Source organism: Vogesella lacus (genome assembly GCF_979366295.1).
The window spans coordinates 210,740-225,139 of the sequence record NZ_CEETQT010000004.1 but is presented as its reverse complement, the minus strand read 5'-3'; the positions used below and the strand labels follow the sequence as shown (position 1 = coordinate 225,139).

General features: G+C 63.2%; 15 protein-coding genes. 4 read left to right on the top strand and 11 right to left on the bottom strand.

Annotated elements, in window-relative coordinates:
- Positions 1-5 precede the first annotated feature (5 nt).
- Positions 6-608, top strand: a complete 603-nt coding sequence (locus tag ACZ9W6_RS06835) for a hypothetical protein (RefSeq protein WP_465190344.1) — start codon at positions 6-8, stop codon at positions 606-608.
- 64 nt (positions 609-672) lie between these two features.
- On the opposite strand, the gene ACZ9W6_RS06830 is transcribed toward ACZ9W6_RS06835, so the two are convergent.
- The gene (locus ACZ9W6_RS06830; protein ID WP_465190343.1) at positions 673-1,398 is read right to left on the bottom strand and encodes a 16S rRNA (uracil(1498)-N(3))-methyltransferase; all 726 of its coding nucleotides are present in this window, start codon (positions 1,396-1,398) and stop codon (positions 673-675) included.
- 147 nt (positions 1,399-1,545) lie between these two features.
- Between ACZ9W6_RS06830 and ACZ9W6_RS06825 the strand changes: the two genes are divergently transcribed.
- Entirely contained in the window at positions 1,546-2,337 is a 792-nt protein-coding gene (locus tag ACZ9W6_RS06825) for an inositol monophosphatase family protein (protein WP_465190342.1), read from the top strand.
- A gap of 128 nt (positions 2,338-2,465) precedes the next feature.
- Here the strand turns inward: ACZ9W6_RS06825 and ACZ9W6_RS06820 are convergent, their stop codons facing one another.
- From ACZ9W6_RS06820 to ACZ9W6_RS06805, 4 genes are all read right to left on the bottom strand, one after another.
- Entirely contained in the window at positions 2,466-3,554 is a 1,089-nt protein-coding gene (locus ACZ9W6_RS06820; protein ID WP_465190341.1) for a tetratricopeptide repeat protein, read from the bottom strand.
- A 102-nt stretch (positions 3,555-3,656) separates the two neighbouring features.
- Positions 3,657-5,246, bottom strand: a complete 1,590-nt coding sequence (locus tag ACZ9W6_RS06815; RefSeq protein ID WP_465190339.1) for an SEL1-like repeat protein — start codon at positions 5,244-5,246, stop codon at positions 3,657-3,659.
- Positions 5,247-5,467: 221 nt separating this feature from the next.
- Positions 5,468-6,361 (bottom strand): DMT family transporter, encoded by an 894-nt coding sequence (locus ACZ9W6_RS06810; RefSeq protein WP_465190338.1) that lies wholly within the window; start codon positions 6,359-6,361, stop codon positions 5,468-5,470.
- Complete coding sequence (locus ACZ9W6_RS06805) at positions 6,358-6,879, bottom strand: MarR family winged helix-turn-helix transcriptional regulator (RefSeq protein WP_465190337.1); 522 nt, start codon at positions 6,877-6,879, stop codon at positions 6,358-6,360. Before ACZ9W6_RS06805 ends, ACZ9W6_RS06810 begins: the two co-directional genes overlap by 4 nt.
- 88 nt (positions 6,880-6,967) lie before the next feature.
- On the opposite strand from ACZ9W6_RS06805, the gene ACZ9W6_RS06800 reads away from it, so the two are divergent.
- Positions 6,968-7,840 (top strand): EamA family transporter, encoded by an 873-nt coding sequence (locus ACZ9W6_RS06800; protein WP_465190336.1) that lies wholly within the window; start codon positions 6,968-6,970, stop codon positions 7,838-7,840.
- 70 nt (positions 7,841-7,910) lie between these two features.
- A complete protein-coding gene (locus ACZ9W6_RS06795) occupies positions 7,911-8,522 on the top strand; it encodes a nitroreductase family protein (RefSeq protein WP_465190335.1) in 612 nt (203 codons plus the stop codon).
- 3 nt (positions 8,523-8,525) lie between these two features.
- Here the strand turns inward: ACZ9W6_RS06795 and ACZ9W6_RS06790 are convergent, their stop codons facing one another.
- The 6 genes from ACZ9W6_RS06790 to rarD all read right to left on the bottom strand — a co-directional run bounded on the left by ACZ9W6_RS06790 (position 8,526) and on the right by rarD (position 14,057).
- Positions 8,526-9,668, bottom strand: a complete 1,143-nt coding sequence (locus ACZ9W6_RS06790; protein WP_465190334.1) for an MFS transporter — start codon at positions 9,666-9,668, stop codon at positions 8,526-8,528.
- Between the two features lie 93 nt (positions 9,669-9,761).
- Positions 9,762-10,400, bottom strand: coding sequence for an alanyl-tRNA editing protein (locus tag ACZ9W6_RS06785; protein ID WP_465190332.1), 639 nt, complete (start codon positions 10,398-10,400; stop codon positions 9,762-9,764).
- Positions 10,397-11,278 carry a GNAT family N-acetyltransferase gene (locus tag ACZ9W6_RS06780; protein ID WP_465190331.1) on the bottom strand — a complete coding sequence of 294 codons (882 nt, stop codon included), beginning with the start codon at positions 11,276-11,278 and terminating at the stop codon, positions 10,397-10,399. The genes ACZ9W6_RS06785 and ACZ9W6_RS06780 overlap by 4 nt, the downstream gene beginning before the upstream one ends.
- A gap of 36 nt (positions 11,279-11,314) precedes the next feature.
- Positions 11,315-12,589, bottom strand: a complete 1,275-nt coding sequence (locus tag ACZ9W6_RS06775; RefSeq protein ID WP_465190330.1) for a GNAT family N-acetyltransferase — start codon at positions 12,587-12,589, stop codon at positions 11,315-11,317.
- On the bottom strand, positions 12,589-12,786 hold the full coding sequence (locus ACZ9W6_RS06770) for a hypothetical protein (RefSeq protein WP_465190329.1): 198 nt from the start codon (positions 12,784-12,786) through the stop codon (positions 12,589-12,591). Before ACZ9W6_RS06770 ends, ACZ9W6_RS06775 begins: the two co-directional genes overlap by 1 nt.
- A gap of 359 nt (positions 12,787-13,145) precedes the next feature.
- Positions 13,146-14,057 (bottom strand): EamA family transporter RarD, encoded by a 912-nt coding sequence (rarD, locus tag ACZ9W6_RS06765; RefSeq protein WP_465190328.1) that lies wholly within the window; start codon positions 14,055-14,057, stop codon positions 13,146-13,148.
- Positions 14,058-14,400: the final 343 nt, after the last annotated feature.

The window sequence follows — 14,400 nt, the reverse complement described above, 5'->3', positions numbered from 1 at the left end:
GAAGCATGCTCAAGCCCGATCGCCTCGATCGCTACCTGCCGCTGGTTTTCCCCAGCGGTGTGAAAGTCAGCACCTTTGCCAAGCACTGCCCGCAGTGCAAAACCCTGGCCAAGGCCGGCCATATGCATGGCGTGGCCCTGATGGTAGTCGACCGCGCCTTCATCCTTGCCCGTGGCACTTGCCCGCAATGCCGCCACGAGTTCGAGGTGAAATGCATGTTCGAGGACAACAAGCAGGTGCATCCGGTGATGTTGCCGACCTGGCTGATGCGGCTCTTGCTGAACTGGCACGCACGCCAGCTGCACAAGCGCGGCATGCCGCTCAAGCCCGAAGCCACGGCCGCCGGCAGCGACAGCCAGCCGGCCGACAATATCGCCCACATCCCCAGCGGGCTGATCCTGCAAAGTGCCGACCCGGCCGTGCGTCTGGCCAGCGAGCAGCTGGGCCGCTTTCTTGACCAGCCGATTCCGGCCTGGGTCGAGTATCGCGGCCAACGTTTCGACTTTGCCCGCACCATCGCACCGGCCAGCCAGCCAAGGTTGGCCGCAGACGAGCTGCTGCTGGACCGTCATCTGGTCTACAAGCCCGGCCTGCACGCCATCGCCTGATCCGGCCGCAGCAAAAAGCCCCGCTCGCTTGAACGGGGCTTTTTTCATGCTTTAGCGCGGGCAATCAGCAGTAATCGCCCCACACCGTCTGCATCGCACTGGCGGCGGCCAGCGCGGCGGTTTCGGTGCGCAGGATGCGCGGGCCAAGGCGCAGCGGCGTCCAGCCGGCCTTCAGCCCCGCCTGCTCTTCGGCCAGCGACAGGCCGCCTTCCGGCCCCGCCATCAGCCAGGCGCGCGCCGGCGCGGTGGCGATATCGGCCAGCTTTTTCTCGCCCAGCGGCGACAGCATCAGATGCACATCGGCCGGCGGCAGGCTTTGCAGCCACTGGGTGTAGCTCATGATGGGCAGCACTTCGGGGATGTGATTGCGGCCGCTTTGCTCGCAGGCCGACACCACGATTTCCTGCCAGCGCGCGATGCGCTTGTCGGCACGCTCGCCGGCCAGCTTGACGATGCTGCGCTCGGTCGCCAGCGGCTGAAACACGCTGACGCCCATCTCCACGCCTTTTTGCAGGGTAAATTCCATGCGGTCGCCGCTGGAAATCGCCTGCGCCAGCCCCAGCCACAGCGGTGACTCGCGGCTGACATCGTCAAAACGGCTGATTTCACACAGCACTTCACGCTTGGCCAGCTGGCGCAGCACGGCCTGATACTCGCCGCCCTCGCCATTAAACAGGGTGATGCTATCGCCCTCGCGCAAGCGCAAGACATTGATATGGCGCACTACCGTATCGGGCAGAGACAGCTCGAGGTTGGCCGCAAGCGGCCCGGCAACGAAAAACCTGGGCATAATTTGTTGAAAGTCTGGGTTGATGCCGGTATTTTGCTTGTTTTAGCCGTGCGGCCACAAGCCGCATGGCAACACCGCCCGAAAAACCGCTGCCGGCCAGCCGTTTTTGGCGCGGTATCCCCCAAAAGGCATTGCAAGGAGCGCATTATGCAGGTGGTAGACGAGGTAATCCGTGTCGCACGCGCCGTGGCCCAGACCGAGGTCATGCCGCGCTTCCTGCGCGTCGGCAAGACGCGCAAGGACGACGGCACGCTGTTTACCGAAGCCGACCTCGCCTGCCAGACTTACCTGCAGCGCGAGCTGCCGCGCATCCTGCCGCATCCGGTGCTGGGCGAGGAAATGACGCGCGAAGAACAGGACGCGCTGTGGGACGCCAACCCCGACGGCCTGTGGGTGGTTGACCCGATCGACGGCACCACCAACTTCGTCAACGGCCTGCCCTACTTTGCCATCTCCATCGCGCTGATGGTGCGCGGCGTCAGCCAGCTGGGCGTGATCTACAACCCGGTGTCGGACGAAATGTTCTACGCCATGCGCGGTCACGGTGCCTATATGAACGGCAACCCGCTGCCGCTGAAAACCACGCGTAACAGCATGGGCGACGCGATTGCCGCGGTCGAGATCAAATACCTGCGCTCCGGCAAGCTGGCCACCCGCATGAGCAGCGTCGCCCCCTTCGGCAGCCAGCGCAGCATGGGCTCGTCCACACTGGACTGGTGCTTCCTCGCCGCCGGCCGCTACGACCTCTATCTGCACGGCGGCCAACGGCTGTGGGATTACGCTGCCGGCACGGTGATTTTTGAAGAAGCCGGCGGCCAGCTCGCCAGCCTCAACACCGACGATTACTGGGCCGACACCATCTGGAAACGCTCGGCCATCGCCGCCCTCGACCCTGAACTATTCAGCCAATGGCACCGCTGGGTAAGACAAAACCAGTAAACCCGGCTTTACGCGACAGAAAAAAACATTGCGGCCAACCCTGGATAAAGGTTGGCCGCAATGTCTTGGTCACTCACCGGCATAGCGAACCCACAAGCACCCGCGTTCTGTGCCTGCCAACAGCGTAATCACTTGCTACCGGAGGTGCCCAGCATGTGCTCGAAGAACTTGCCCTGCCAGCGGTTGTGCCAAGCTTCTGCGGCGGCTTCATCGGCCGCCACAACGATGCCCAGACGGTAAATCCAGCTCAAGGCTGCCAATGCATCAGTATCCTTGTCCTCGCCATCCTTCAGCACTTGTTGCAGCAAGACAGCTTGCTGCTCAGGCTCCGCCTGCAGCAGTGCTGACAATAGCGCCGCCCCGGCAGCCTCCGCCGCGACCGCCTTGCCCAGCCAGAGCACTGCTTGCGATTTATCCTGCCCTACACCGCGGCCTTGGGCATGCAAGAGCCCCAGCACCAGGCTGGCCTGGCCATCGCCCTGTTTTGCCGCCTGCAGATACCAGTGGGCCGCCTCTTTTTCCTGACGCGGTAGCCGCTTGTCCAGCAAATACAGTCGGCCAAGGGCTTGCTGTGCTCGGACATCACCACCCGTCGCCGCCTGTCTGAACCAGTAAAGCGCCTGGGTGATGTCCTCTTTTTCGTAAAGTAGCGCCAATGCCAGCGCAGCACGGGCAAGACCGGCACTGGCAGCCTGACGGTAAAGTGCGATTGCCTGTTTTTCGTCCTCTTCAACGCCGCTACCCAGCTGATACAAACCTGCCAGCTCGTATTGCGCCTGACTGAGTCCTTGTGCGGCCGCCTTGCGCCACCAGAGTGCGGCAAGGCCATCATCCTTGATAACGCCATGCCCCTCACGATGCAGCCAGCCCAGCGAGTACTGCGCCATTGGCAGATTCTGCTCGGCAGCCTTGCCTATCCATTCTGCGGCAGTCAGCCAGTCTTGCGCTATGCCTTGCCCTTCCAGAATCATCAGGCCCAAGGCCAGCTGGCTCTTGGCCATTCCCTGGCTCGCGGCACGTTGCAGCCAGCGTTCGGCCTCGCGGTAGTTCTTGCCGCCATGATGCAAGATGCCCAGCTGGTATTGCGCCTCGGACTCTCCTGCGTCTGCGCGCAGCTGCAAATCATTGGGTATCGGTAATGCGGTACTGGCGGCATAAACACCCGCCGGCATTAACAGTGCTGCCAGCAATATGACTGCGCCTGACAGTTTTTTCATGATGTCTTTCTGCCTTGTTCTTGTTCAGGGTTTGCGAAGTTTGACGGTGAATGCCAGGTGGACCCACCCGGCAAGCTCGGGCATCCAGGCCTGGCCGCAAAGCTAGAGCAGGAAAAATTGGGCTGGCTCATACCCGTAGTCAACAGCAAATCGGTACATGCCTCTGGCAAGCTCTAGATCCACGCTGCCAAATAGCCCCAGCTCGTAGCACAAGCCTTTGATCATCGCGATAACTGCCACCTGGGTATTAGTCCGTTCACCCGTTTTGATCAGGTCCAAAGGATCAACATCTCTCAGCATGTTTATCACCTCGTGCAGATCTTTCCCAGATTCAAGTATGCCGATGAGGCCATCAGGCAAACTGCCTTTGCCTTGCTTGATCAAGCGATTCAGCCAGATACCGGCTTTATCGGCATCCTTGTCTGCACCCAGCCCGAAGCCGTAAGCCACCGCCATCCAGGCCATTGCCCCAATATGATTGCCCTCTGCGGCCTGCTGAAACCACTGCATGGCCTGTAGCGGATCTTTCGCCACGCCCCGGCCAAATAATGTCAGTAGCCCCATTTCATGGCGGGCATCATTATCACCCGCTTGCGCCGCCTGGTTTATCCACTTGGCAGCAGTTTTGAGGTCCTTGTCTCCGCCCTCACCCAGAATGAACATCCACGCCAGCAGGCGCATGGCCTCGGTGGATTGCCCATCTGTCGCGGCGCGCTGGTACCAGTCTTTGGCCTGCCGCAAATCCTTTCCAACCCCAAGGCCAGCGTAGTACAACATGCCCAGACGCCACTGCCCTCGGGCCGAACCCTGTTCGGCGCTCTTGCGAAACCACTGATAAGCCAGTTCCGGGTCTTTGCTGATGCCACCCAGACCATGAAGGTGCATAAATCCGAGAGCCTGTTGCCCTTCGGCGTAGCCCTGATTCGCGGCCTTGCGGTACCACTCCACGGCCTGCTTAATGTCTTGCGCCACGCCCTGTCCATACTCATACATAGCTCCTAGCCCATACTCTGCCTCGGCATAGCCCTGCTCTGCCGCCAGCCGGAACAAAGCCAGCGCCTTGTCGTATTCGACCTTGCCATCCAAACCCTGATGGTAGGCCATGCCCAAGCGATATCTGGCGCGGGCATCCGGCTTCTCGGCGGCCTGGCGTAGCCAGCGCATGGCTGCAAGCGGATCGCGCGGCAGACCATTGCCACCCTCGGTATACAGCTCGGCCAAATCCACTTGTGACGCGGTCAGTCCCTGCTCGGCAGCCTGACGCAGCCACATCACCGACTTGGCCAGATCCTGCTTCACGCCACGCCCGGACGAGTACAGCAGCGACAGATTATGCTGAGCCTCCGGATCACCCTCTTCGGCCGCCATGCTCAGCCAGTAGTAGGCGTCATCATCACTCTGCCGCACGCCCAGCCCTTCCATATACAGATAACCAAGGCTGCTTTGTGCTTCGACATGACCACGCTCGGCCGCCTCGCGATACCACTGGGAAGCCTTGAAATAATCCTGCTGCACGCCATCGCCTAACTCGTATTTCAGCCCCAGTGTGAATTGTTCATCCTCATCACCCGCTTCGGCTTGCGTCAATTGCTGGTTCAGTCTCGGTGCCACACTGCTGGCAGCCAATGCGCTCGACTGTCCACCGAGCAGCAGCATGATGATCAGGATTTTTCTGGCTAACACTCCACTCATTTCCTAACTATTCTCATGGCATTTATCGGCCTGCATAATCGCTGACATGACCGTATTTGTCAGTACCGATGGCAATAAGCCGGCAAGCCCGCCCCAAAAACATTGCGGCCAACCTTGGATCAAGGTTGGCCGCAATGTTTTATCACCATCACCTGCTGGCAAGCAGCCGGATAGAAAAAAGGCCACGTGCCTATACACGCGGCCTTTTCGCCGTTGGCGGTTTAACGGCTGACAATCAGCATCATCCCCGCCACGCTGATGGCAGCACCCAGCCAGCCGGCCAGGGTTGGCCGCTGGCGGGTGACGACCCAGATCATCGGCAACACCAGCACCGGCGACAGCGCCGACAGCATGCCGACGGTGGCGACATCGCCGCCTTGCAGCGCCACCATGATCAGCGTCATGCCAAGCCCCAGCGCCACGATGCCGTTCAGCGCCAGCTGGCCGAGCATACGCGGCGTTGGTGCGTTGTTCATGCGTGCCAGCCGGCTGCCGCTGGCCCACAGCAGCCAGTTGGCCGCACAGCCGACGCCCATGCGCAGGGCGCTGGCGGTGACCGGCTCCAGCCCCGCCGCCATCGCCGGTTTGGCGGCAAAGGTGCCGATGGCCTGACACAGGCCAGCGGCCAGCCCCAGCAGCACGCCGATTTTCAGGCTGGTGGTTTTCTCCCAGTGATGGCTCTGCGCATCGCGGCGGCCAAAGGCAATCGCCACCAGCACACCGCCAAACACCAGCACGCTGCCGATGGCGGCGGTCAGCGTCAGCTGCTCGCCCAACAGCAGCATGCCCAGTCCGACCGAAAACACCGAATGGCTGGCAAACAGCAGGCCGGTGCGGCGCGGGCCGAGGCGGTTCATCGCGGCGAACATCAGCGCATCACCCAGGAAAATCCCGGCGATGGCCGAGATCACGATGGGCCAAAGGTTGGCCGCAGCGATGGTGCTCCAGCCGCCCAGCAGATAACTGGCGCTGCCCAACAGTAGCACGAGAAAAGTCAGGCGGATGCGGCTGAAGGCAAACGCGCCAAAGTGCCGCGCCGGCGTGGCGCCGATCAGCCCGCCGGCCGCCCAGCAAGCGGCGGCCGCGACGGCTGCCAGATCATAAGGTGACATCATTTGCCGTCTGCCGCCTCCAGCCTCGCCAGCAGCTGGCGCAAGCCCTGATCCAGCGCCTGATAGCTGTCGGGCGGCAAGGGCGCGAGGATGCCGGCCATATTGTCGACGTGGGCGCTCACCGCCTCGTCGATCAGCGCAAGCCCCTGCGGCGTCAGCTGCACCAGCAGGCTGCGCGCGTCATCGGGGTTGGGCAGGCGCACAATCAGGCCGCGCTCGGTCAGCAGCTGCAGCTGGCGCGTCATGGTGCCGGACGAAATCATCAGGCTGCCGTACAGCGCGGTCGGTGCCAGACAGTAAGGCGCGCCGCTGCGGCGCAGGGTAGCGAGGGCATCGAATTCCCAGCTGCACAAGTCAAAACGGCTGAAGGTGTCGCCCAGACGCTTATGCAGCAGGGCGGCACAGCGGCCCAGCCGGCCGAGCAAGGCCATGTCGGTGGTGTCGAGTTCCGGTCGCTCTTGCTGCCATTGCTGACGGATGCGGTCTACCGCGTCGCTTTGTGGTGTTTTTTCTGTGCTCATGAATTTTATCTTTCATTCGAGATATTTATCTTGAATTCAAGTCAATTAATGCTTAGGCTGCAATATATCTTGAATTGGAGATAAATACATGTCGACGCTACTGCGCGATACGCTGATTACCGCCATCGTACCTGTTATCTGGGGCAGCACCTATCTGGTGACCACGCAATGGCTGCCTGCCGGCCTGCCACTGACCGGCGCGGTGCTGCGGGTCTTGCCGGCCGGCCTGCTGTTATTGCTGTGGCTGCGCCAGCTGCCGGCCAGACGCGAATGGCCGCGCCTTGCCTTGCTGGCCTTCTTCAATATTGCTGCCTTCCAGGGCTTGCTGTTTGTCGCCGCCTACCGCCTGCCCGGCGGCATTGCCGCGCTGGTAGCGGCCTGCCAGCCGCTGATCCTGATGGCCATCTTGTGGCTGGCCGAACGCCAGCTGCCACGCCGCCTGGCTTTTGTCGCTGCACTCGTCGGCATTGCCGGCATGGCCTTGCTGCTGAATGCCGGCGCGCACAGCTGGGACAAGATCGGCCTTGCCGCCGCCGCAGGCAGTGCGCTGGTGGTGTGTGTCGGCATGTATCTGGCCAAACGCTGGGGCAGCAGCCTGCCGCTGTTGGCGCTGACCGGCTGGCAACTGCTGCTGGGCGGGCTGATGCTGTTGCCGTTGGCGCTGTGGCTAGAGCCGCCGCTGCCGGCGCTGACTGCGGCCAACCTTGCCGGTTATGGCTGGCTGTCGCTGGCCGGCGCGCTGTTTGCCTATCTGCTGTGGTTTCGCGGCCTGCAGAAGTTGCAGCCGGTGGCCTTGGGCGCACTGATCCTGCTGTCGCCGCTGACCGCCGTCACGCTAGGCTGGTTGTATCTGGGCCAGGCGCTGGATGGCGTACAGCTGGCCGGCATGGCACTGGTGCTGGCCAGTGTGTTTGGCGTGCAATACGGCAGCCAGCCACGCCCGCTTCCCCGCGCAGCCTGAAGCGGTGCTGAAACGATTTCACCGGCAGCAACAAGCTGCCGGCCCTGATTCCCCCCACCCGGAGTTCACCATGCAAGACATCGACAAGCTGTTGCAGCAACGCCGTTCGGTCAACCATTTCGACAGCAGCCGCACGCTGGAGCTCAGCGTGATCCGCGAACTGGCGGCGCTGGCAACGCTGGCCCCCAGCGCCTATCACCTGCAAAACTGGCAGTTCATCGCCGTGCACACGCCCGAGGCCAAGGCGCGGCTGTTGCCGCATTGCTATGGCCAGCAAAAGGTGGTCGATGCGGCGGTGACCTATATCCTGTGTGGCGAGCTGGACGGCCACCAGCGCCTGTCGCGCCAGCTGCAGCCGGTCGTCGACGCCGGCATCATGTCGCTAAGTCTTGCGGCCAACCTGAACGAAAACGCCAGCGCGCAGTTTGCCGCGCCACAAGCACAGCGCGACGAGGCGATGCGCAGCGTATCGCTGGCGGCAATGGCACTGATGCTGGCCGCCGAGGCGCGTGGCCTCGTCAGCTGCCCGATGAGCGGTTTTGATGCGGCGGCGGTGTCAGCCGAATTTGGCCTGGCAGAGAATCTGCTGCCGGTGATGCTGCTGCCGGTAGGGTATGAAGCGGACGGCAACTGGCCGCAAAAGCCGCGCCGCCCGCTGGATGAAGTACTGAGTTTACGCTGAGGCTCAGGCCGGCTGCGCCGCCAGGCGCGGCTCGCGCCCCAGCAACAGCAGGAAGCTGCCCAGACACAGCAACAAGGCCAGCACCAGACCGTTATTGCCCGAATACTGCATGGCCGCGCCGCTCAGCAGCGGGCCGCTGGCGCTGGCCAGCCCCCAGGTAATGCCGAACATCGCATTCACCGCCACCAGTTGCTGGCCGCGGAAACGCTCGCCGGCACGCACCAGCGCCAGGGTATAAATGCCGCCGGCCGCGCCGCCCAGCAGCGCCAGATGCGGCCACAGCCAGTCAGTGCCGACCACCCACGGCAGGCTCAGCAACAGCAAGCCACCGCTGACCCCGCAAAAACGGTGGGCAAAGCGGCTGCCCATGCGGTCTGACAGATAGCCGACCGGCATCTGCAACAGCGCATCGCCGACAAACAGCACTGTCACCAGCATGGCCGCCAGCCGCTCGCTATAGCCGTGCTGCACTGCGTACACCGGCAACATCGACAGCATCGCCGCATCGAAAAAGGCAAAGAAAAACACCGCAGCAAACAGCACCGGTACCAGCAGTACCAGCCGTGGCGACAGGCGGCCGTGCGCCTGCTCGTCAGCGGCGGCCGGCAGACTGGCCAGCGCCAGCAACAAGGCCGCCAATGCAAACAGGCTGCCCATCAAGGCCGGCGGCAGCAGCGAATCCAGCCCGAACATGCCGATCAGCAAGGGGCCGCACAGCTGGCTGCCGGTGTAGGCGGTGGTGTAGAGGCCGATGAAGCGGCCTTTGCTGTCTGCCGGGCTGTTATCGGCAATCCAGCTCTCGCCGAAAATCACCAGCATGCCGGTGCAAATCCCGGTCAACAGACAGGCGAGAAACACTGCCGCCGAAGCAGCCAGGCCGATGGCCAGCTGAAAGGCGATGCCGCCCAGCACGATGGCCAGCAGCAGCAAGGGCTTCAGCCCCAGCCGCCGTCCCAGCCACGGCGCGACAAAGGCCGCCACGAACATGCCCAGCGCCGGCGCCGACATCATCAGGCCTATCCAGGCGCTGCCCTGGCCGGCGGCATGCAGGCGCAGCGACAGCAATGGCAGCAGAAAACCCAGCACCGCCCCCGCCAGCGCGGCACTGAAAATGATGGCGCTGACCGCCAGACGATTGTTGCCCATCTTGCAAACCCAAGCGGAAAAACCGCTATGGTGCGCAAAAAAATGATGCGCCGCAACAATGACTTGGCGGTGCCGATCAGCATGCGCCACCGCTCAGGCCAGCGTGATCTCCACCCGCTCGCGGCCCTGGCCGACGTTTTTGCGCTTGAGTGCGATGCGGCCAACCTCGCCGGTGCTTTTCAGATGGGTGCCGCCGCAAGGCACCTGCGCTACGCCGGCCACCTCCCAGTAACGCCGGCCGGCGGCCTCGTCGCTGAAGGCGCTGATGATAGGCAAGTTGGCCGCAATCACCTCCTCCACCTCGGCCAGAATCGCCGGCAGATGCGGGCTGATCGGCGCGGCCAAGGCAAAGTCGATACGCGCCTTGTGTTCGGCGATATGCGCGCCGGTCTTGGCGATGCCGGCAAAACGGCGGCAGATGATTTCCAGCACCAGCTCGGCGGCAAAATGCAGGCGCATCAGCCGGTAACGGCGCGGCCAGTCGATCAGCACTTCGACCGCGTCGCCAACCTCAAGCGCATGATGATCCGCCAGGGTATACACCAGCTCCGCGCCATCCTTGGCCGCCAGCAACACCGGCCAGCCGCCTATGCTGCCGCTGTCGCTCTCCTGCCCGCCGCTTTCGGCATAAAAAATACTGGCGTCCAGCCGCACCTGCGCGCCAGCCACCGCCACGACACGGCTGAGCTGGCAGCTTTGGTAAGGATCTTGCCAGAAGGTCTTGCTGGTCATGACGACGTCGCCCGCTCTGCGGCCAACCTTTGGTAGATATCCGGCTCGCAGCGCTCCATCAGCCGTTCCGGCCGCGCCGGGGCGACAAAGCCGTATTGCGCGTACAGGCCGTGCGCGTCGGCGGTGGCCAGCATGAAGCGGCGCAGGTTCTGCAGCCGCGGGTGCAGGTCGATGTACTGCATCAACGCCTTGCCTATGCCCTGGCCCTGCGCCTCGGGAAACACGAACACATCGCCCAGATAGGCAAAAGTGGCGTGATCCGAAATCACGCGCGCAAAGGCCAGTTGGCGGCCATCGGGCGCATAGCCGCCTATCACCATGCTGCCGGCGAGCGAGGCCTCGAAAATCTCGCGCGGCAGGCCACGGCTCCAGTAGGCGTCTTCGCTCAGATAACGGTAGACGCGGGCCTGATCCAGCTGCGTCACGTCCTCGCTGAAACGCACCGGCGGCAACGGGCCGCGCAGTTGCAGCCAGCGCTGACCGCCCGGCTCGATGCCTTCGCCGCTTTGCTGCCAGCCCAGCCGCCGGTAAAACGCCAGCGCCTCAAGGTTGGCCGCATCGCATTTCAGCGTCGGTGCTTCGCGGCAGAACAGGCTGGCGGCAGCCAGCAAGGCGCGGCCTATGCCCTGGCCACGCGCCGCATCGGCAATATAAAGATGGTGAACAAAGCTGTCGGCCTGCCACAACGCAACAAAACCCAGCAGCTCGCCCTGCTCGCCACTGGCCACCAGCACCATTTCATCGGCGGTATCGCGGTCAAAATCGGCGCTGGCGAGCTCGGCGGCCTCGCGCCAGACAAAATGCCGACGGCGCACCTCGTGATAAATCGCGCGCAACGCCGGGCGCTGGCAAGGCTGCATGGGGCGGATATGGAACATGGGTGCTCCTGACGGATGATTCTCGGGGCCGGTGATTTATTGCGGCCAACGGCACAACGATACCTCGCGGCTGGCCAGCATGAAACCGAGCTTACGGTACAAGTCCAGCGCGTGGTAGTGCTCGTCAGCAACGATGATGACACGCGGCACCTGCTGTAGCGCCTGCACCCCAAGCTGGCTGACCAGCGCGCTGGCGAGGCCCTGCCGCCGGGCAGCAGGGGCCGTCATCACCAGCTGGTAACGGGCCATTGCCTGCCAGACAAACAGACCGGCGCTGGCCAGCAATTCTCCCGCGGCAAATACGCCATGAATGGCCCCCTGGCCACGTGCCTGCAGCTGCCGGTATTGCGTCTGCGCCCCCAGCAGAAAGCGCTGATAGCCGGCGGCATCGTGTGCGCTGTCGCGTGTCTGCATCGCCAGTTGCTGCCACTGCAGCCAGTCGGCCTCGTCCTGCAAGGCACGCAGTTGCAAGCCGGCTGGCAGTGGCTGCGACTGCAGGCAATCGCGGGTTGCCATCAGCACGGCGCTTTCATCGTAGTGATAGCCGGCAGCCAGCCAGTCGGCGTAGTGCTCGCGCCGCTCATCGTCGCCACGCTGCCAGCAAAAAGTACGATGACGAACCCGGCTGTCGCTGGCAAAGGCGCGGTCAAAACGCGCCTCCCACTCGGCCCGGTCTTGCGGCGGGCTGTCCGGCAGCAAGAGATTGCCGTAGTAAAAATCCGGCCGGTGCGGACTGGCCAGCTGCCAGCAGCCCTCCAGCCGCTGCATGCGACTGTGCGGGCTTTGCAGCCGCCATTCGGTTTCGATGCCGGGCAAGGCCACCGCCAGTGCCAGCTGCACGCGCTCGCCTATCTGGCGGCTGTGGACAAAACCCAGCCGCGTCGCCAGTTGCTGCGCTGCCAGGTTGGCCGCAGCGGTGTCGGCCTCGATGCGGTGTACGCCCAGCTGATTGAAGGCCACTGTCAGCAGGCAGCCGGCTGCCTCGATGGCATAGCCCTGGCCCCACCACGCTTCGCCCAGCTCGATGCCGAAACTGGCCTCGCCGTGACGCTCGGCCAGCCGCACACCCAGCGAGCCGATCAGCGTGCCGTCGTGCAGGGTAATCGCCAGCTGCCAGTAGCGGCGCGGCTGCTCCGCCTGCCAGCCGATGAAACGCGCCAGCAGGCTGGCGCTGAATTCGGCGGTCAGCTCGGATGGCGCGTAATGGCGGCCGAAATGTTGGCCGCAGCGCAGTGCCGCATAGGCAGCGGCATCCTGCGGCACAAAGTCGCGCAGCTGCAGCCGCGCAGTAGAGAGTGGCAAATCAGGCATTACAGGCCTTTCGCGGCTGACCACTGCGTATGCTCGTGCCAGTGCGCTTCGGCCCAGGCCGGACGGGCAGCCAGATCGTCAGCGCGCGACAAGCAGCGGGGCGAGTCAGAGAGGGTGAGATGAGTGGATGAATGAAGGTGCTCGTCGCCGAGCACGTCGCGCAGCAGATGCCGCGACAGGCTAAAGATCAGTGCCATGATGGCTTTCCTTGTAAAGAGCGTGGCCGCTGGGGCCGGTAACCCGCCCGGGTGGGCGAGAAAAGAACGAGCGGCCATTGTTGACAAGCCATTACGCCATTGTCAACACCGTTTGACTTTGGCATGTGATTGCCATCACCTGTTGCGCACGGGCTGCCGGCCGTCGGCGGCAAGGAAATCTGCGGCATGTCTGGCTCCTTTTGGCCATCAAGATGGCCGAAAGATAGGAGCCTGCGGCATGGCCGTCTTGCGACTTTCGGCGAATCGCATCGCCGCTTCGGCCAGTGCCGCGCAAGACACCCGGCCATGCAAAAGGCCAGCCCGGACGGGCTGGCCTTTTGGCAGTAATCAAGCAATCATCAGGCTCGCGCCAGACGTTTTTCCTTCCAGTAACTGAACAGGCCGTGGCCCGAATACAGCGCCAGCGCCGCCCAGATCAGCGCAAAGCCGATGGCACGCTCGGGGCCGAAAGGCTCGCCGTACAACAGCACGCCCAGCATCAGCTGGATGGTCGGGCCGAGATACTGGATCAGGCCGACGGTGGCCAGCTTCAGTCGGCGCGCGCCGCTGGCAAACAGCAATAGCGGAATCGCCGTCACCACCCCCGCGCCCATCAGCAAGAGATCCAGCCCCAGACCCAGCGTGCCAAACGCGCCCTGCCCCTGGCTGTGCAGCCAGAACAGCAGGATCAGCGCCGGCGGCGTCATCATGAACGTCTCCAGCGCCAGGCCTTCGAGCGAAGGCAGCGGCGCTTTCTTGCGCAGCAGACCGTAGAGGCCAAAGCTGCCGGCCAGCGTCAGCGCCACCCACGGCAGGCTGCCCACGCCCAGCGTGATCCACGCCACGCCCAGGGTCGCGAGGCCGACGGCCAGACTCTGGGTGCGCGTCAAACGCTCGCCCAGGAAAAAGCGCCCGAGCAGCACATTCACCAGCGGGTTGATGAAATAGCCGAGACTGGCCTCGACCACGCGGTTTTCATTCACCGCCCAGATGTAGATCAGCCAGTTCAGCGACAGCAAAAACGACGACAGCGCGAAGATCTTCAGCTTGTGTACATCACGCAGCGCCTCACCCAGCCAGCGCCAGTTGCGCTGCCAGACCAGGATCATCGCGACAAACACCGCCGACCACACGATACGGTGGCAGAGGATCTGCAAGGCAGGCACCTCGTGCAGCGGTTTCCAGTACAGGGGGAACAGGCCCCAGATAAAAAAGGCAGCCGCCGCGTAGATGACACCGCGGCGGGTTTCCAGAGAGTCAGAGGTAGACATGAGACACCAGCAAGGTTGGCCGCACGCAAGGCTGCGTACGGTAATCCGGCACTCTACGCCGCCTCGGCATGGCACTCAATCGGCTGCGGCCGAACGCTGTGTTCAGGCTTTTGCCTGTGCGTGGCACGGTGGTGATGCTGCACTGGCACAATTGCCGCAGTCATGAAAATAAAGGGCAATATTTTTGACGTTTACGTTTACGTTAACTACCCTTCATCGCAGCAGAGATTACTACCAGACTGCAGCAAGACAGTCGGCAGGCACTACAACTAAAGGGATGGCAAACATCCCGCCGGACAAAGCAGCACCAGGACCCGCACAGGCATCCACAAGATCCGCCGCA